General features: G+C 44.8%; 19 protein-coding genes. 8 read left to right on the top strand and 11 right to left on the bottom strand.

Annotated elements, in window-relative coordinates; translation table 11 throughout:
* Positions 1-99: 99 nt before the first annotated feature.
* Genes PBT90_RS11505 through PBT90_RS11485 form a run of 5 tightly spaced genes read right to left on the bottom strand, consistent with a single transcriptional unit; the run spans position 100 to position 3,847 of the window.
* Positions 100-1,680 (bottom strand): NFACT RNA binding domain-containing protein, encoded by a 1,581-nt coding sequence (locus PBT90_RS11505; protein ID WP_270129389.1) that lies wholly within the window; start codon positions 1,678-1,680, stop codon positions 100-102.
* Positions 1,680-2,444 carry an MBL fold metallo-hydrolase gene (locus PBT90_RS11500; RefSeq protein WP_270129387.1) on the bottom strand — a complete coding sequence of 255 codons (765 nt, stop codon included), beginning with the start codon at positions 2,442-2,444 and terminating at the stop codon, positions 1,680-1,682. Before PBT90_RS11500 ends, PBT90_RS11505 begins: the two co-directional genes overlap by 1 nt.
* A complete protein-coding gene (locus PBT90_RS11495) occupies positions 2,441-2,719 on the bottom strand; it encodes a hypothetical protein (protein ID WP_264810719.1) in 279 nt (92 codons plus the stop codon). Before PBT90_RS11495 ends, PBT90_RS11500 begins: the two co-directional genes overlap by 4 nt.
* Before the next feature lies 1 nt (position 2,720).
* Complete coding sequence (locus PBT90_RS11490) at positions 2,721-3,098, bottom strand: response regulator (RefSeq protein WP_264810718.1); 378 nt, start codon at positions 3,096-3,098, stop codon at positions 2,721-2,723.
* On the bottom strand, positions 3,095-3,847 hold the full coding sequence (locus tag PBT90_RS11485) for a response regulator (RefSeq protein WP_270129384.1): 753 nt from the start codon (positions 3,845-3,847) through the stop codon (positions 3,095-3,097). Before PBT90_RS11485 ends, PBT90_RS11490 begins: the two co-directional genes overlap by 4 nt.
* A gap of 45 nt (positions 3,848-3,892) precedes the next feature.
* On the opposite strand from PBT90_RS11485, the gene miaA reads away from it, so the two are divergent.
* A complete protein-coding gene (miaA, locus tag PBT90_RS11480) occupies positions 3,893-4,801 on the top strand; it encodes a tRNA (adenosine(37)-N6)-dimethylallyltransferase MiaA (protein ID WP_270129382.1) in 909 nt (302 codons plus the stop codon).
* Here the strand turns inward: miaA and PBT90_RS11475 are convergent.
* Positions 4,789-5,124 carry a hypothetical protein gene (locus PBT90_RS11475; protein WP_270129379.1) on the bottom strand — a complete coding sequence of 112 codons (336 nt, stop codon included), beginning with the start codon at positions 5,122-5,124 and terminating at the stop codon, positions 4,789-4,791. The genes miaA and PBT90_RS11475 overlap by 13 nt on opposite strands.
* 1 nt (position 5,125) lies before the next feature.
* Positions 5,126-6,100 (bottom strand): 6-phosphofructokinase, encoded by a 975-nt coding sequence (gene pfkA, locus PBT90_RS11470; protein ID WP_264810714.1) that lies wholly within the window; start codon positions 6,098-6,100, stop codon positions 5,126-5,128.
* Positions 6,101-6,234: 134 nt separating this feature from the next.
* Between pfkA and PBT90_RS11465 the strand changes: the two genes are divergently transcribed.
* Together PBT90_RS11465 and PBT90_RS11460 are read left to right on the top strand one after the other, a co-directional pair.
* Positions 6,235-7,125 carry an aldo/keto reductase gene (locus tag PBT90_RS11465; RefSeq protein ID WP_270129377.1) on the top strand — a complete coding sequence of 297 codons (891 nt, stop codon included), beginning with the start codon at positions 6,235-6,237 and terminating at the stop codon, positions 7,123-7,125.
* A gap of 332 nt (positions 7,126-7,457) precedes the next feature.
* On the top strand, positions 7,458-9,638 hold the full coding sequence (locus PBT90_RS11460) for an acylase (RefSeq protein ID WP_270129375.1): 2,181 nt from the start codon (positions 7,458-7,460) through the stop codon (positions 9,636-9,638).
* A 101-nt stretch (positions 9,639-9,739) separates the two neighbouring features.
* Here the strand turns inward: PBT90_RS11460 and PBT90_RS11455 are convergent, their stop codons facing one another.
* Complete coding sequence (locus PBT90_RS11455) at positions 9,740-12,046, bottom strand: GH92 family glycosyl hydrolase (RefSeq protein WP_264810711.1); 2,307 nt, start codon at positions 12,044-12,046, stop codon at positions 9,740-9,742.
* Between the two features lie 323 nt (positions 12,047-12,369).
* Positions 12,370-12,867 (bottom strand): single-stranded DNA-binding protein, encoded by a 498-nt coding sequence (locus PBT90_RS11450; RefSeq protein ID WP_270133158.1) that lies wholly within the window; start codon positions 12,865-12,867, stop codon positions 12,370-12,372.
* A 679-nt stretch (positions 12,868-13,546) separates the two neighbouring features.
* Between PBT90_RS11450 and PBT90_RS11445 the strand changes: the two genes are divergently transcribed.
* The 3 genes from PBT90_RS11445 to PBT90_RS11435 all read left to right on the top strand — a co-directional run bounded on the left by PBT90_RS11445 (position 13,547) and on the right by PBT90_RS11435 (position 15,024).
* The gene (locus tag PBT90_RS11445; RefSeq protein ID WP_270129372.1) at positions 13,547-13,903 is read left to right on the top strand and encodes a hypothetical protein; all 357 of its coding nucleotides are present in this window, start codon (positions 13,547-13,549) and stop codon (positions 13,901-13,903) included.
* Between the two features lie 226 nt (positions 13,904-14,129).
* A complete protein-coding gene (locus PBT90_RS11440) occupies positions 14,130-14,537 on the top strand; it encodes a GNAT family N-acetyltransferase (RefSeq protein ID WP_270129369.1) in 408 nt (135 codons plus the stop codon).
* Positions 14,538-14,658: 121 nt separating this feature from the next.
* On the top strand, positions 14,659-15,024 hold the full coding sequence (locus PBT90_RS11435) for a DUF2200 domain-containing protein (protein WP_270129367.1): 366 nt from the start codon (positions 14,659-14,661) through the stop codon (positions 15,022-15,024).
* An 11-nt stretch (positions 15,025-15,035) separates the two neighbouring features.
* Here PBT90_RS11435 and PBT90_RS11430 read toward each other — a convergent pair whose 3' ends face one another.
* Both PBT90_RS11430 and PBT90_RS11425 read right to left on the bottom strand, forming a co-directional pair.
* Positions 15,036-15,539 carry a hypothetical protein gene (locus tag PBT90_RS11430; protein ID WP_270129365.1) on the bottom strand — a complete coding sequence of 168 codons (504 nt, stop codon included), beginning with the start codon at positions 15,537-15,539 and terminating at the stop codon, positions 15,036-15,038.
* Between the two features lie 2 nt (positions 15,540-15,541).
* Positions 15,542-16,780 (bottom strand): sulfite oxidase, encoded by a 1,239-nt coding sequence (locus PBT90_RS11425; RefSeq protein WP_264810706.1) that lies wholly within the window; start codon positions 16,778-16,780, stop codon positions 15,542-15,544.
* A 207-nt stretch (positions 16,781-16,987) separates the two neighbouring features.
* On the opposite strand from PBT90_RS11425, the gene PBT90_RS11420 reads away from it, so the two are divergent.
* Positions 16,988-17,836, top strand: coding sequence for a methylated-DNA--[protein]-cysteine S-methyltransferase (locus PBT90_RS11420; protein ID WP_264810705.1), 849 nt, complete (start codon positions 16,988-16,990; stop codon positions 17,834-17,836).
* Positions 17,837-17,843: 7 nt separating this feature from the next.
* Positions 17,844-18,452 carry an alpha-ketoglutarate-dependent dioxygenase AlkB family protein gene (locus PBT90_RS11415; protein WP_264810704.1) on the top strand — a complete coding sequence of 203 codons (609 nt, stop codon included), beginning with the start codon at positions 17,844-17,846 and terminating at the stop codon, positions 18,450-18,452.
* Positions 18,453-18,568: the final 116 nt, after the last annotated feature.

The raw sequence follows: 18,568 nt of genomic DNA, 5'->3' as shown, positions 1-18,568 counted from the left end.
AAAAAAAGGCCTCAGTGATGAGGCTTTTTTTTGGAGGATTTTTCAAGCATCCTCCGGTCAGATGAGTCGCTAGCAACTCATGCGAAGCTTTGGCATCAATTAATCTCCTTTGCCAAAAAGCTCTTCTGGGCCTTTGGGAACCACCATCAGTACTTTTTCTTTCTCTACTACCACTGATCCTGCTGGTGAGCCTTTCACTTTCCTTACAAATTTTGCTTCGGTATAGATCACAGGAGCCAGGGATTCATTTTTGTTTTTCGAGTAAAAGGCTGCGAGCTGAGCTGCTGTTTCCAAAACTCCTGCGGGAATGATTTTCATGCCCGAAGCTTTGATCAAAACATGAGAGCCGGGGACCATACGGGCATGCAGCCAGAGGTCATCTTTTTTGCTGTATCCGCGGAGCATTTCATCATTTGCCTGGGCGGACTTGCCCACCCAAATCGAAAAGCCTTCAAATTCAAAAGCTTTGAACGGCAGGATGACACTTTCCTTTTGCAATGCTTTGTCCTCACCATTTTGTTTTTTGAAGGCTTTCAGTCCTCTAAAATCCCCTATGTTATCCAGTTCTTCTATTTTAAGCTCAAATAAAAGTTGCTGCTCCTTTTTGGCGGAGATGGTCTTTTCCAGCTGCTGCCATTCCAGTTTTCTGTTTTTGCTTTTGCGGTACAGGGATGCGGCCAGATCTTGGGGTTTTTGATTGGGCTTTAGTTTCACTTTGACTTGCTCTCCACTGTAAAAATCCAGCAATTCAGCCTCTAAATTTCCATTTTGAAAGGCATGTAAGTTTGCCATGATCACATCCGCAAGCTGGGAGGGAGGGGCTGAATTCCTAAGTTCTTCCAGTTTCTTGGTGGATTTTTCTACGTAGGATTTGCTGCGCTTTACTTGCTCTTGGTATTTTTTGAGCAGAGACTTTTTTTCTCGTTCAAAGTTCCCTCTGACCAAAGCCAGATAGAAAAGCTCATTGACTGCTTTTATGGGGCTGGAGAAGCTTTTGATTACCTCCTCCTCAGGTAGCAAAGACAGCTGCACTTCTTCATTTTTCTCTACCAAAGAAAAAAGCGGTGTGTCCAGCATGTCCAATAACTCCTGCATCAAGTTCCATTTGGTCTCCAGGTCTGTGTAGGGATAATTTCTCTCTTTTAGCCATTTTCTAGGCAAGGCTCCCAAAGTCGGCAAAAACCTGGACGCATTGCCTTCTAATTCGATAAAAGCACTTTTGCTTAAATCAAAATTCTTGTTTAGACTACTGAATCCCAGTTCTTTATCTTCTGAAATATTGTTTCTGAACAAAGTGCTGGGGAGGCTAGAATTTTCCGGATAAAGCAGCACATTACTGCGGTTGGCATGCAGTTTAAAGACCAATCTATTGCCGGATTTCAAGAGAAAGCAAAAGGCTCTTTCAAAATCAAAAACGCTGCACTCCAGGATGACATCATGGATGATTTCAGGGAACAGATTGATGCTGTTTCTCTTTGCCCGCTGAAAATTCTGTGGAAAGGAAAAGTAAATTTGAGGAGCTAGGAAATGCGCACGGATAAACCTGCTTTCCCCCTCATCTTCAGTTTCGATGAGGAGTTCATCCTTATTTTGCGAAAAGCAAGAAACTATGGTTTTGCCCTTGAAAGCCAGCTGCAATTCCGGGCAAAGGAATTTGAGGAAATGGTAATTGAGATGCATCAGTCCAAAGTTAGCTGAAGACCATCATAGGCCAAGGCTATTCCCTCCGGCAATTCCTGATCCACGCTACGATGAAGGCCCAGCTTGTGCGAAATATGTGTGAAATAGGTCTCCTCTGCTCCGATTTTCTGAGCCATTTCTATAGCTTCTTCCAGCGTGAAATGTGAAATGTGCGGGTCTTTTTGCAAGGCATTTAGTACCAGGGTCTTGGTGCCTTCCAGTAGTTTCAATGATTCCTCAGGAATGTAGTTTGTATCTGTGATGTAGGTGAAATCTCCTATTCTAAATCCGAAAATCGGCAATTTATAATGAAAAACCGGGATAGGAGTGATGGTGATTCCGGCCAGGGTGAATGGCCTATCTGAAATCTCCACGGTCTCCACCTGGGGCACTCCGGGATATCTTTTGCCGGTGAAAATGTAAGAGAATTCCCGTTGGATTTGCTCCAGCACCTGTTTTTTGGCGAAAATGGGCATGTCTTTTTGCTGACGGAAATTGAAAGGCCTGATGTCATCCAGGCCAGCGGTGTGGTCCTTGTGCTCGTGGGTGTAGAGCACCGCATCCAAGTGGGTAATTCCTGCTCTCAGCATCTGAGTGCGGAAATCCGGCCCGGTATCGATTACCAGACTGGTATCGCCGATTTGGATATGGATGGAAGAGCGAAATCTTTTATCTCTAAAGTCTAAGGATTGACAGACGGGGCAGGCACAGCCTATGACGGGTACGCCTTGCGATGTGCCGGTGCCTAGAAAGGTTACTCTCAAAATTTAAGTTTGGTTTGTCTCAGCTCGGTCAGAAAATCATGATTGGACTTGTCCTGAAAATCTTTTGGGTCCAGGTTTAGCTCCATGAGTATGTCTATGAGTGCATTGATTTTTCCTTCGAGCGGGAAATATTTATTTACGATTACAATTTTGGCGTCATTCAATACACAGTAGCCGGATTTGAAATTACCCTTCTCGTACCGCAGCATGTAGTCAGATGATGCAAAGAGGTTTTCAAGTTTGTCCAAAAAATGCTTGGTGTATTTTACTGCCATATCAGCTGAGGTGTTTTTTTACTAATGCCAATACCTGATCGTAATCCAGGGGTTTTTGCAGGAAATCAGAGAAACCCAAATTGCGAAACTCGTCTAGGGTGTAGTTTTTTAGATTTCCGGAAATAGCAATAATGGGAAGGTTTGATTTGACCGGATCTTCCAGTTTCCTGATGGCCTGAGTGCAGCTTACTCCATCCATAACAGGCATATTGATGTCCATTAGGATCAGGTCTATGTCATCTTTTTCCAATTGCTCCAAGACCTGCTTGCCGTTTCGAGCAGACTTGATTTCAAAATTTTCAAAGGCAAGTATACTTTTTGTCAAGTTGATGATTACAGAGCTGTCTTCAGCAACGAGTATTTTAGGGGAATTACTCATGGTTCAAAAGTTTTTTCATCTTTTATGTATTCTTCAAAAATTTTCTTTTCGCAGTTTAGCATTTGAATCGCCTCTTCAAGTTGGGGCCAGTTATGGTCTAAAGCAAATTGCTCGGCTTCAGAAGAGATCTTATAAATGGTATTCGCACCTAAAGTTCCAGAATTCCCCTTAATTGTGTGCAGGTTTTTCGCAATTTCTTCCAGATTTCCTTCCTGTAGCAGTTGATGGATCAATTTAGTCAATGTATCCATCTCCAGGACAAAATCATCATAAACAGCTTTGACTGCCTGGGTATTATTGAATTTGCTGAGCTGACTGAAGGTGTCCCTGTCTAAAATAAGGTCTGCCTGGTTAGTTGGGTTTTGATCCGATGAATTTCCGCATTGCTCATGAAGGAAATTTTCTATGAAAAGTAGAAAATCCTTGGGTTTTATAGGTTTCAAGAGGAATTCGTCAAAGCCTATGTTGATAAACTTCGCCCTGTCCTGAGGCTTCGCAAAGGCACTGATAGCAATGATGGGGCAGTTTTGGGGCGTCTCTTTTCGAATCCTTCTCATGGTGGTGATTCCGTCTATTTGGGGCAGCTGAATATCCATGAGGATCAAGTCAAATTTGCTTTCCAAACAATAGCTCAAGGCCTGAATTCCATTTTTCGCAGACACGCAGGGAGTTACCTGTGCGATCAGACTTTCATATAGCTTTCGATTGAGATTATTATCCTCTACTATTAATACGGTTTTGGTTTTCATGCCAATACTTTGGATTTTTGGGCAAAGTCATACCTAGCCTCTATTTTGATTGATCAAGCAATTTTACTTCTGGTAGTAGGGCCGACTGCGGTAGGAAAAACCGAAGTCTGTCTAAATCTAGCCAAAAAATTCAAAACAGAGATTGTCTCCTGCGATAGCCGGCAATTTTACCGGGAATTGGAGCTGGGTACGGCAAAACCAAGCCCTGAAGAATTAGCCGAAGTGCCACATCACTTTATCAATAGCTTGTCTATTCAGGATCCCTACGATGTGCGGCAGTTTGAGCAAGAGGCCATAGCCTTGCTAGGCCGGCTGTTTGCAAAGCACCGCGTGGTAATCATGACTGGCGGTTCTGGGTTGTTTGCCGATGCAGTAGTGAACGGTTTGGATGAAATGCCGGAGGTACCGCCAGCAATCAGGCTACAAATCATCCAGGAATATGAGGAAAAAGGCCTGGAATTTTTACAAAATGAAGTGCAGGCAAAGGATCCGGAATATTACGCAGTGGTGGACCAAAAAAATCCTCAACGACTCATGAGGGCATTGGAAATCTGGAAGGGTACGGGAAAAAAATTCAGTTCGTTCCGGGTGAAAAAAAAGAAGGAACGTCCCTTCAAGGTGGTTAAAATAGGACTGGAAAGATCCAGAGATGAATTGTATAGCCGGATAGATCTCAGGATGGATAGGATGATAGAAAAGGGGCTTTTTGAGGAAGCTAAGCTTTTTTATCCACAGCGGGATCTGAATGCGCTGCAGACCGTGGGCTATTCGGAGATTTTCGGGTTTCTGGCTGGTGAATACGATCAAGAGGAGGCCATCCGTCTGTTAAAAAGAAATTCCAGACGCTACGCCAAACGCCAATTGACCTGGTTTAAAAAAGACCATGAGATTAATTGGTTTTCCCCGGAGGATCAGGAGGGGATTATGAGCTTTTTGGCTACTCAGATGGACTGAAAACCAGCGATTTTGCCTACCCAGTTATAAGGAGCCTTGCGTAGAAGGGTATTATATTGATTGCGGTTAAGCTTCATTTCCCGGATGATTTTGAGGGCTTTTTTAGCTACACTTTCTTTGAGCGGTCTTTGCTTGAGTGCTTGTACCAGCGAATCAGGGTCAGCTTGATCCTGAACCACGAAGCCCAGTTCGGGGTTGAGTGAATTCAATTTGAAAAGTAACTCTTTTTGCAGGTTGAGTTTTCGCTGGAGGGAGTTTTTCACCGTGAGATAAAACAGCACGCAAGCTCCCCCCAGCATAACAAATAGTGGAATGTATCCCATTTTATATACTTAGGATTTCTACCAGTTTCAGATGGTCCTGGATTAGTGGTTTTGATTTGCCAATGCAGTCTGCAAATGGCGTGTAGACAACTTCTTGATTGATGACACCGGCCATGTGGAATTGGTAACCTTCCAGTAATCCCTCTACAGCAGCCATTCCGCATCTACTTGCAAGCACTCGATCTCTAGCTGTGGGGCTTCCGCCCCGCTGAATATGGCCTAGTGTGGTCACCTTGAAGTCCTTGGTTGAATCTTGTAATTTATCTTTGACGATCTCCATGACCGTCTGGGCATTTCCGGCATCGTCACCCTCAGCCACTACTATGATACTAGAGGTTTTTGATTTACGAAGGTGCTTGAGTGATTTGACCACCGCATCCAGGTCAGTTTTGGTCTCGGGCACCATTACAAATTCCGCTCCTCCGCCTATGGCTGACTCCACTGCGATAAAACCTGCATCTCTTCCCATCACTTCTATAAAGAAGATCCGGTCATGCGCAGCCGCGGTATCCCTGATTTTATCTATGGCTTCTAAAGCCGTATTGACGGCAGTATCGAAGCCGATGGTGTAGTCTGTACCATAGAGGTCATTATCTATAGTTCCGGGACATCCTACGGTAGGAATTCCGAATTCTTCGTAAAACAATTTTGCTCCGGTAAAGGTCCCGTCACCACCAATGGCCACTAAGCCTTCTATGCCATGAAGCATCAGATTGTCATAAGCTTTCTTTCTGCCTTCTGGAGTACGGAATTCCTGCGATCTTGCAGACTTGAGTTTGGTGCCACCACGCTGTACAATATTACTCACGGAGTGAGACTGCATGCGCTTGATGTCACCATCTATCATCCCCTCATATCCTCTATGTATTGCATATACTTCTATTCCTTTAAAAATTGCCGTTCTCACGACCGCCCTGATACAGGCATTCATGCCAGGACTATCCCCTCCGGAGGTAAATACAGCTATTCTCTTCATGTTTCTAGGTTTAAGAATTCAAAAATAGAGATTAAAGAAAGAATGCATCTAATTTCTTCAATTATTAACTATTTAATAAACAGAGATCAATCAAAGTGTTTGAATTATAGATTTAAAAATCACTATTTGAATACATGGAAAAAAGAAAAATACCTGGCCTGTCCATGCAGATCAGCCCGATTTCCCTGGGATGCATGTCTCTGCCAGCCAAGCCAAAGGAATCCCAAGCCATCCTGGAAAGGGCGATTGCAGCCGGGATCAACCTGCTGGATACAGCAGACCTGTATCAGCAGGGACTGAATGAGGAACTGGTAGGAGCGGCTATACGAACCCAAAGAGATCGCTTGACCATCGCGACTAAGGTGGGAAACCAATGGAGGCCGGATGGGAACGGTTGGGACTGGAACCCCAGAAAGGATTATATCCTAAAAGCTGTGGAAGATAGCTTGAAGCGGCTGAATACCGACTATATCGATTTGTACCAATTGCACGGGGGGACTTTAGAAGACCCTTTAGAAGAGGTTTTTGAAGCCTTCGAAAGTTTGAAAACCCAGGGTAAAATCAGGGCATACGGGATTTCTTCTATACGTCCCAATGTCATCAGGAAGGTGCTGCAAATTGCAAATCCAGCTACCATCATGATGCAGTACAGCCCCCTGGACAGAAGACCGGAGGAAGAAGTTTTTCCGCTTTTGTCCAAGTCGCAGACCCGGGTTTTGGTACGCGGAGCTTTTGCCAAAGGCCAGTTGATCGATAAGCCAGCTTCAAATTATTTAGATTATTCACCTACTGAGGTGGATGCGGTGGGGCAAATGATCAAGGAAACCGGGTATTCCCCCGAAGGCATTTTGATCAAGTTTGGGCTAAGTCAGGAGGCGGTGGGTTCCTTAGTGATAGGCGCCAGTTCCACAGAGCAGATCGAGAAAATTGCCAGAGGCTACCGGGAGGCTCAGCAGATCCCGGAGGAGTTGATCACTGATCTAATGGCCAAATTCCCCATCAATCACTACCAACAGCACCGTTAAATAATTCAAGTCCTGACTATCAGGAAAATTGAATTAATTTAGAAAAGTATATGCTTATCCGCAATGATGCCAGTAGTTAAAGAATGTGTCTGGATAGTAACGGACAATCGTCTACCGACGACAGTCCACTGCCCACAGCGCGTTGAAAGAAACCTTAACCCTTAACTTCTCTCGCTCCTGGTAAGCAAGCGGATATACCTAAAAAAGCAAATACTTGGGCATCCGCAAAACAGCTGGTCTGCCTACAAAAGTTAAGGAGTTCCATATTTTTTAGGCTAAATAGGGCCTAGACCTATATGGATACTCTAAGAAGAATATAACCCAACTACTTTATGCAAAGAGCTTTACTACTCCTTCTTTTACCTCTATTCTTTTTTGCCTGCCAGCCTCAGACCGAACAGGAACGCTGGGAGGAAATAGCCGAGCGTGTAGAGATCATCAGGGATGATTTTGGGATTCCCCATATCTATGGCGAAACCGATGCTGATGCTGTTTTTGGAATGCTATACGCTCAGTGCGAAGATGATTTTCGCAGGGTGGAGAGAAACTATATCTGGGCTACAGGAAGATTAGCCGAACTGGAAGGGGAGGAGGCGATCTACTCTGACCTGCGCGCCAATCTCTACATGACAGAAGCAGAGGCCAAAGCTGCCTATGAATCAGCACCAGACTGGCTTAAAGAACTTTGCGTAGCCTTCGCAGATGGAGTGAATTATTACTTGGCCACGCATCCAGAGGTGAAGGCTCAGGTGATTACGCGATACGAACCATGGATGCCTATGTTTTTCAGTGAAGGCTCCATAGGCGGAGATATTGAGCAGATTCCCACCAGAAGAATTGCTGCTTTTTATGGGGAGGATAAGTCCTTGGCTTTGAATGAATATGGCGCCGGTATAGCTCCGGTGGATCTGACTGAGGAGCCCAAAGGCTCTAATGGAATTGCGATCTCGGGTTCCCGAACAGCTTCTGGTAATGCCATGCTTTTGATCAATCCGCACACTTCCTTCTACTTTCGGCCTGAAGTCCATGTGGTGAGTGAAGAGGGATTAAATGCTTACGGAGCGGTGACCTGGGGACAGTTTTTTGTGTATCAGGGATTCAATGAAAAGACAGGCTGGATGCATACCTCCACCGGGGTGGATTTTATAGATGAGTTTGTGGAGGAAGTGAGTGAGGCAGGAGGTAAATTAACTTATAAATACGGAGAGGAAAATCGGGAAGTTGAAGAACTGCCGATTACCCTGAAATATAAGGATGCTGGAGAATTGAAGGAAAAGAGCTTCACCATGTACAGAACCCATCATGGTCCGGTCACCCATAAGCTAGAAGATAAGTGGGTGGTGACTAAGATCAATTGGGACCCGGTGAATGCGCTTACGCAAAGCTTCACCCGCACCAAACTCAGCAATCATGCAGCGTTTAAAGAGATGATGAACATTCGAACCAACTCTTCAAATAACACCGTATATGCCGACTCGGAGGGGAATATCGCCTATTTTCATGGAAACTTTATCCCAAAAAGAAACCAAGATTTTGATTTTTCCAAACCAGTAGATGGTTCAGATCCAGCTTCCGACTGGCAGGGATTGCACACAGTGGATGAAAGCATCACCTTACTCAATCCTGCCAATGGCTGGATCCAAAACTGTAACTCTACCCCATATACTTCAGCCGGAAAATTCAGTCCCAAGCCGGAGGATTATCCGGTTTATATGGCACCTGAGGCTGAAAATTACAGAGCGCTCCATGCGATTAGTGTTTTGGAAGATGCAGATGACCTGACTTTGGATAAGCTAATTGACCTGGCTTACGATCCCTATCTGCCAGCTTTTGAAAAGTTGATTCCTATGCTTTTGAATGCTTATGACCAAAAAGGAGTGGCCGATCCTGAATTGACCCAGGCTATGGCTGTTTTGGAAGCTTGGGATTATCGCACCGGAGAGGAGTCTGTGGCCATGTCCATCGCACATTTCTTTGGATGGAATTTTATGAGAAATCATGGAAGTATTAACAACCTGATAGAATTTAATGCGGGTAGGGGAGAGCAGCCTGCCCCTATAGCTACCGAACTTCTGGAAACATTCCGAAGTACACTGGCCCAGATGGATGCTGACTTTGGCACATGGAATACGCCTTGGTCTGAAATCAATAGGTTTCAGCGGCTGACAGGTGCTATTGATTTGAAGTTTGATGATAGTAAGCCCTATGTGCCGGTAGGTTTGGCTTCAGGAACCTGGGGAGCTTTGGCGGCATACGGTGCCAGAGCTACTGAGGAGACCAAGCGCTTGTATGGTTACCGGGGCAATAGCTTTGTGGCAGTAGTGGAATTTGGAGAAAAGGTAAAAGCCAAATCATTGCTTGCCGGAGGGCAAAGCGCAGATCCTGATTCCCCGCATTTCGACGATCAGGCGCAGCGCTATGCAGATGCTGATTTTAAGGAGGTGGCATACTATAGAGAAGATGTAGAGAAGAGGATGGAAGAAAGCTACAGTCCTGGAAAAAGGAGTAAATAAACCAAGATTCTCTGCAATCAAGGGACAATGGTTTTAAGCTTCATGGTTGCGGATACTAGTCGCTAGTTCTTTCCTTTGCGAAATATTAGCCGAATTAGACCTCAATTTGCTTGATTGCTCATCTCCAAAAGTAACTCTCCCCCATGGATGATCTGGGAATGTCTCAGATCCAAAGCTGGTAATGGTTGACTTTTCCAGTTTGCCCTTTTTATATAAACATGCTCCGGTGAATTCCCGAGGGTTTTGATGATAAACTCCTTTCCCGGGTAGTACTTTGGATTCAGCTTGATACTGACTTGGTCAAAAATAGGACTGCCGATTTGATAGGCCGGATCTGCTTCAGTTCCACCGTTCATTTGGAACAAACCTATTTTCATCAGCACAGCTAGGCTTCCCATCAACCCCTGATCCTCATCTCCATTGTAACCATTCTCATGACTCAGTCCTGAATAGATTCTATTCACTATTGCTCTGGACCAGTACTGGGTCAGTGCAGGTTTTCCGAGTTTGTGGAAGATAAAGGAGGTCTGAATGGAAGGCTGGTTGCCATAGTTTATGGGGATTCTTCGGTATTCGGGGTGGGTTTCTTGCGCATGGGAGGTGCCCGAAGTGAATCCCAGTTTCTCGGACTCCACAAACGATTGATTCAGTCTTTCTATAGCTTTTTCTGTTCCTCCCATTAACTCTGCCAAGCCTTCTAAGTCATGAGGAACAAACCAAGTGCCTTGGCTTCCATTTGCCTCGTTGAAACCAGCATTGTACTCATAGGGATCGAAAGGCGTTTTCCAACTGCCATCCACATGCCTGGGGCGCATCCAGCTAGATTCTTTGTCGTAGGTGTTTTGATAGTTTTTGGATCTTTGTAAAAACTCCTGTTCCGCAGATTTATCCCCTAAGGCTTTGGCCAGCTGTGCTAAGGTCCAGTCCTGATAAGCGTATTCCAAAGTCAGGCTCGGTCCGTCCTGGTGATACCCGAAATTCCCCTCCGGAATAGGCCAGGGCACAAACCCGTTTTTCAAATAATAAGAAAATCCCCCTCCCAATGCGGTTTTATGTTCGTAGCCAGCTTTTTCCATAATTCCTCCGGCTCTATGGTTTTTCTTCAGCCCTTCATAAGCCAGGTCCACGTCAAACCCCCGAATTCCTTTTTGGTAGGCACTGACGATAAAAGGAGTGCTGGAAGCCCCTGTCATCACATAAGTGTAGTTTCCGCCTGAAGGTCCTCTGGGAATCAAGCCCCCGTCCTGGTAGTAGCGGAGCATGGAGTTCACAAACTCCTCGGTGATTTCAGGGTAAACCAAATGCCAAAGTGTATTGATGGTCCACTGAGCTCCCCAAAAGGAATCCGAATTGAAGTGTCTGAATTTTGGATTCCCAGCTTCATCCAGGGGGATTTGCTTGACCTGATGCGTTCCGCTGGTCAGGTCAGCATATTTGCCATTGACATCGGAGATCGTTCTTCTGCCCTGTAGTGCATGAAATAAATCGGTGTAAAAGCGTCTACGGTCTTTTTCTGTGGCACCCTTTACTTCTATCCTTCCCAGATAGCTGTTCCACTCTTCAGTAGATTCTTTGACCACCTGATCAAAATCCCAGTGAGGGAGTTCTGAGTTCAGGTTCAGCATGGCCTGTGCTTCGCTGACGTAAGAAATCCCAACTTTCATGAGTAGTTCCTGTTTTCCTCCGTCAACTCCCAGGAGCACGCCAGAATCTTCCCCATGGATATTGCTCAGTTTCTTACTCAACCCTTCTGCTCCCCAGCCATTGATGTCGGAGATGTTTTGGTTCAGTTTGATGGCAAAAAACACCGGTGTATTATAAGGTCGCCTCACAGTGGGTCCATTGATTACATGCCCTTGCAGGGTCTTGCTGTCCAGCTGGATAAGTTCTCCGTCGGTGATTTGGGAAGGCCCCAGTAAGCCGCCTATTCGGATGAGTACCTGTTTGCTGGCATTTCGTGGGAAAGTATACCGATGAAATCCCGTGCGTAAGGTGGAGGTGAGTTCTACTTTGATAGTATACCGATCCAGCCACAACCGGTGGTAACCGGGCTGCACGATTTCTGTCTCATGAGAAAATGGCGAACCAAAGTTCCTTTCTGTACCTAGTGTAAACTCCGAAACAGGAAGTACTGAAAGGGCTGAAAGCTGCCAGGCATGAACATGGCTGAGGCCCTTGATAGAATCACTCTCATAGCGGTATCCCGACCCCCAGGCACCGCCCATATCAGTATCCGGACTCAGGTTGACCATCCCAAAAGGGCGTGTGGCCGAATTAAAAAAGAACCATCGGGAATTCTTACTGTCTACATAAGGATTCACCAAACTGGCAGGGTCAGCATCAGTCTGGGACAAAGCCAGAAAGGAAAATGGAAGGATTAAAAAAGTGAGGCAAATGCGGAGGTTCATCTTGGGTTAGCTTTTTTTCATAAATGAAATCGAGCATGTCGGAAGCGACACACAGAGGGATGATTATCTCCCAGGCGAGATTCCATATGGCCTTTAAAAGACAAATTATAATCATATGAAATAAATAGTAAAATGTTCAGTATACAACTCTTACAAATAAGGTATTTATGCAATGCATTTCGGTGTTTGGAAAATTCTTGTGTACATTTTTCCTAAATGATATATATGATTTTCCGCAATGATGCCAGTTATCTTAGACCCTTTGCTAATGTGGTCGGAAAACAGATGACCGAAGAAGAAATGACCTTACCTGACTTTGGTTGTCACATTCTTGTCTTCTGGACGGTTAAGTTAAGTGATTGTTTTACGATTCTCATTCTAGGTTGTTCAGGGGTACGCAGTTTTAACATTAAGGTGTGAGCAATAGTAGGTTCGCTCTTCAGTTTTGTTTTGAATTCAAGGGGGTAGAAGGGAAGGTCATCCTCTTCGCTAGCTCCAGCGGGTACTGCGGCCTTGAGTTCGCCCATCTGTAGGATGTTCTGTACCACCACTTCTGAGATGTAGCGCTTGTTTCCTTTCTTGTCTTCGTAGGATCGCTTGCTGATTTTGCCTTCTATGGCGATTGCCAATCCCTTTTCGGTGTACTTATCCGGGGGTTCGGCCTGCTTGCCCAAGTTTACCAGATTGTGCCGGGTGGTCTCTTCTACGCGTTCACTTTTTTGGTTTTTGTAATACCCATTAGTGACGATGAATACCTTGCCTAGGGTTTTGTCCCCGTCCAGGTTTTTGATTTCAACTTTGGATTCTAGACGTCCGATCAGCAGTACTTTGTTTCCTGTGGTAATAATTGTTTTTTAGCGGGTATATGGAATCTCGCTTAAATTCTATTTATCCCATTGTCTGGCTATTCAAATAAAGCTCGATTTCTTAGCGTGTTTATGATTTTGCTGTTTTTGGTTAGCAAACTTGTTCTTCGTTTTCGCCGGAGGAAATCGATAAGCCAAAGTTATGGGATAGCAGGTTTCGGAATTGGGATTTAGTCGCTTGTATCCGTTTGTAGTCGGATAAACTGTGTTTAGAAGCTACGAAGGGTACTGGAGTTTAAAAAAAGATGAGTAGGTTTAGGGGGAAATAAAGCGTCACGGATATGTGATTGTTGTGGTGCATTTTAAGAACGACACATTATGCCAATATTTAAGCTAGAAGGACAGAAAATAGTGGACCATGCCGATCCGAGATTGGGGCATGATCCTAAACCAATTTATGATTATGTTTGAAAACCGTCTAAAATTCTAACCAACCCTAAAATCTACTTACACACTTTTCGGGATAGTGTCGAAATAAAGAAAAATGAGCCATAATAGCACCTGTCTCAAAGTTGCTGTTCAGTGATTAAATCAAACCTTGTGCATCTCTTCTATAAATACTTGGGCTTGGACACATTAATTTGCCTTGAAACTTCGTGCTTTAGCCATCGGCAAACCGATAGCACACATTAATATGAAGCAATCTTATCTTATCATAATCTACACAATTGTCGGAACAGCCATGCTATTAGGTTGTCGCGAGGCGGCTTACAACTATAACTGCGGACTGGCTGCCTCTACACCAACAGACTTAAGGATAACAAATAATACCACTCGTGAAGTAGAGGTGACGCTAAAAGTGAAAGAGACACGATTATTTGAGTTCAAACAGTTAACTCTTTTACCCTATAAAAGTGAATTATTGTGCATAGAATATGAAGGGTCGATAACAGATGGAATTCATATCGAATTTGAAAATCAAACTACAATAATTAAGCTTAAACCGCAGCAGTTGAATGAGTTTGACATGAAAGAAAGAAAATTAAAATAGATATTACGTAGATCCGGTTTTCTGCCAGTAAGCAGACAAAAGCAGCATAGGATATGTTAAACTTAAGAATTGAAGCCACTACAGTCTTCCGGCCGGTTGAGGAGAGAAATATTGGTTACTGGCAGCATTCCGAATATCCATGTAAGTTAAAAAACTGCGCCAGCATCCAGTTTTCCACCGTCTGCCTAGCACGGACAAAGATTCTTCAATTAAACCAAGATCATAAATGGACATAGAAATTTCGGAGACCAGGGACTTAGCACCTGATCAAGTTTTAGCACTTTACACAGCGAATCATTGGAGCGCTGCCAAAAAGCCCATCGAATTGCTACAAGCACTCAGGAATTCACATTCCCTGGTCACAGCTTGGGCTCATGATAGCTTGGTGGGGCTAGGGAATTCCATCTCAGATGGATACCTGGTAGTGTATTACCCTCATTTGTTGGTTCATCCCGATTTTCAGGGCACCGGAATTGGTAAAATGATCCTGGCAAGGATGCAGGAGAAATATGCCGGTTTTCACATGCAATTATTGACTGCAGATGGCAAAGCCATTGACTTTTATAAAAAAGCAGGATTTGTTAAAGCAGGAGAAACACAATCCATGTGGATTTACCAAGGGGATGAGCATTGAGATAAAACCTTTAAATGGGAACCAATGTATAGCTTATTATTAACTAGGCCCAGTATATCGATTATTTAGATGGTACTAGCATTTTTTCTTTTTCGCCCATTTCAGTAATTTCCTCTCAGCTATGAAAACTACCCCAGAACATGACGAACGGATGGCAAAAATGACCTTTGCCTCAGTGTATCCGCACTATGTGACCAAAGTAGAAAAGAAAGGAAGAACCAAGGAGGAACTTCATGAAGTGATCCATTGGCTTTGCGGTTTCGATGATTCGGAAATTCAAAAGCTGATAGCAAGTAAGGTCACTTTTGAGGCCTTTTTTCAGCAAGCTAGCTTAAACTCCAATGCGAACTTGATCAAGGGGCTGATCTGTGGCTATAGAGTGGAGGAACTGGAAAATCCCCTCACTCAAAAGGTACGGTATCTGGACAAACTCGTGGATGAACTGGCCAAGGGGAAGAAGATGGAAAAGATTCTGCGTAAGGCCTGAAAAATGCTTTTTTAATCCTCCAGCTCATACCATTCTATTTCCCTCAAGGGAGCCCTTCTTCCCAGATAGGGCGCCGGAGCATAGTGCTCGGCCAGGTAATCCAATATAGCCTCCTCGCTTTCTCCCAAAGGCCAAAGTCCTTGGGTTTCCTGCATCCACACGATCTTTTCCTTCCAGCCTTCCCGGGTAAATCTATTTTGTATAATCAGTGCGCTGGAGTGACAGTTGGTACAGTTCGCTTTTATCAACTCCAATCCTGCAGAAGCTACCAAGCCGGTTTCTGCATCGATTCCATCCCCCGGTGCCAAAGCACTCTGCTCACTGCTGCCGGACGTTTCTGAAAGCAGCTGTTCCGGCTTCGTCTCCTTTTCTGCTGAGAAATCAGGTCTGAAAATCATAAAAAGCATAACACCGATCAGGAGCAGAATAAGCACCAGCACGCCTAAAATTGGCTTAAGCAGTTGGGAGAATACTTTTTCCCTTTCCGGGTAAGGGTTTCTATCAGAGTTTTTCATAATTAACCTACTTTGACGGCTATGCGGTGACAGGCATTGTTCAGGTAGCCTTTAGGGTTCCAGCCGGGGATTACCATAGGTTGCGCCACTCCTTGCTCATCGGTGGCTTTGGCCCAAATCTCATAATAGCCCACTTCAGTAAAATCCAATTGTATGGACCACTGCTGCCAAGCAAGCCGGTTGACAGGTTTGCTTAACGAACAGGTTTTCCAAGTAGCGCCAAAATCTGTGGAGACCTCCACACGTGCCACTTCGTTTTCCCCGGCCCAAGCATGGCCACGGACCTGCAGTTTCTTGGATTTGCCAAACATCGCCCCGGTCTTGGGGTAGGTGATAAGTGACTTTACCGGCATAGATTCTATGATTTTCATATCCTCGTCCGGCACATTTTCTCCGGGAGCTACGGGGTTTTTAGGAACCCGGTAGGAGGTTCCGGTCATTTTTGGACCATCATGTTCTTGGTTTCTTACCACCAGCTTGTGAACCCACTTGCCGGAAGCAGAGGCTGGCCAACCTCCGCATACCAATCTCAAGGGATAGCCATGTGCCAAAGGAATTTCCTCCTCGTTCATGGACCAGGCCAGCAATGTCTCATCTTGCATTGCCTTGGAGATAGGCACCCCGCGGGAAATCACCACCTTGCTTGGGTCTCCATTGAGGTGCTTGTCCTTCCCGTAATAGCCAATGTATACCGCATCTGATTTGATGCCCACGGCTTCCAGTACGTCCCTGAGTCTTGCACCTGTCCACTTGGCGCAGTAAACAGCCCCTTCTTCCCATTGGTTGCCGGAGGCTGGAGGATAAAATCCTGCTCTTCCATTACCTCCACATTCCAGCACCAACTGATAGGTATAGGCTTTGAAGTTTTGTTTCAGTTCCTGCAGGGTAAAAGTTTTCTCCTGCTTCACAGATTCCCCGCCGAAAGTCAAAGTCCATTTTTCTGCATCCACATCTTCGGGAATCAAGCCATTATTTCTAATGAAAATACTGCCAAAAGGAGTGATAGCGTCATCCAAAAGATGGGGGACTGCTTCCACATTCCAAGGTTTTTCATTTCGGATGACCATTCCTTGGTTTTTACCTTTCATGGGGTCAAAATCAGCTTCAAGCATGACAGGAATATATCCTGAAGGCATGCTCACGGCATGGACTATATCGGCTCCTAGTAAAGCAGATAGCGTGGCAAGACTGCTTTTTTGTAAAAAAGCCCTTCTATTTTGGGTTTTGAGATCTTTTTTCATGGGGTTTGCGGCTGCTGAGTGCTCCGTGGAGTTAGGCTACACATTAATTTTAATCTAAACCGCTTCAATTTAAAAGTCTTCTCCTGTAGCTGCAATCATTGCTGGCTCTTTTACGCGAGTGGAAAAGGAAATCAAAACAGGATAGCAAGATTCGGGTTTTGTGATTATATGAATCAATTTACTTTTGAGCAAATAAGCTGAATTCCCATGAGCGAAACTCAAGACCTCAATTACCTACGAATCGCCAAGGCCATTGAATATATTCGGGCAAATTTCCGCACCCAGCCTGCTCTAGAGGAAATAGCCGCGCAGGTGCATTTGAGTCCCTTTCACTTTCAGCGCCTGTTTACCGATTGGGCAGGTGTGAGCCCCAAGAAGTTTATGCAGTTCCTAAGCCTGGAGTATGCCAAGCAGCTGCTAAAAGGGAAAGAAGCTACCTTATTTGAAGCGGCTGAGCAGACCGGACTGAGCGGCACGGGCAGACTTCATGATTTGTTTGTGAAAATAGAAGGTATGACACCGGGGGAATTCAAAAATGGCGGTGAAAACCTAGAGATCAAGTACAGTTTTGCGGATAGCCCATTCGGACAAATCATCGTAGCATCCACTTCAAAAGGTATTTGTCACCTGGCTTTTTTCACAACTCTGCACGAAGGGGAAACTAGTCTGAAAGCCCGCTTTCCGAATGCAAATTATAAGCAGATGGTAGATAGTATTCAGCAGGAAGCCTTGTGTGTTTTCCGGCAGGATTGGAGTAGGATTTCCCAGGTCAAACTTCACCTGCAAGGCACAGCATTCCAACTCAAAGTTTGGGATGCCTTGTTGAAAATCCCTTTGGGAAAGCTTACTACCTATGGGAGCATAGCCTCAGAAATAGAAAAGCCTAAAGCTTCCCGGGCCATAGGAACTGCGATAGGCAGTAACCCTGTTGCATTCTTGATTCCTTGCCATCGCGTGATCCAATCCAGCGGAAATATCGGCGGCTACATGTGGGGACCTACCCGCAAATCAGCGATTATAGCATGGGAAGCGGCAACAATACACAGAGATCACTAAACTCATAATGGACTTATTCAATCAAGATTTGCCTGAAACCATCAACCTGCTGCCGAAAGACGGAGTTGTAAATTATTATGGTAAAATCATGCCTAGTCCTCAGGCTATGCGATACACGGACTACTTGTTGAATGAGATTCAATGGAAAAATGATGTTGCCGTTATTTTTGGTAAACGCATAGAGACCAAGCGGAAAGTAGCCTGGTATGCTGAAAAGCCTTTCGAATACACCTATTCCAATAACACGAAGACGGCTTTGCCCTGGACCAAAGAATTGCTGGAGCTAAAAGAGTTAGTAGAAAGTAGAACGGGCGAAACATTCAATTCCTGTTTACTGAATCTCTATCACAATGGTAGCGAAGGCATGGCCTGGCATAGCGATGGGGAAACAGATCTGAAAAAAGACGGCGCCATAGCTTCGGTGAGTTTTGGTGCCGAACGCAAGTTCGCCTTCAAACATAAGGCTTCCAAAGAGACCGTTTCTCAGATTTTGGAGAATGGAAGCCTGCTTGTGATGAAAGGAACTACCCAGACGCATTGGCTGCATAGACTTCCCCCGACCAAGTTGGTTTCAAAGCCTAGGGTGAATTTGACTTTTCGGACTATCGTTGGTTGACTTTGGTTCAAAGCTATAGTCTTGGATCTATTTCAATGCAGTCTCTTGACTGCCAACAAAGCAGAATCCTGTTATTCTGCTTCTCCGGAAGCTGTATTAATTTGAGACTTCATCCC

Source organism: Algoriphagus sp. TR-M9, assembly GCF_027594545.1.
Classification (GTDB): Bacteria; Bacteroidota; Bacteroidia; order Cytophagales; family Cyclobacteriaceae; genus Algoriphagus; species Algoriphagus halophytocola.
This window is presented reverse-complemented; position numbering and strand designations above follow the sequence as displayed.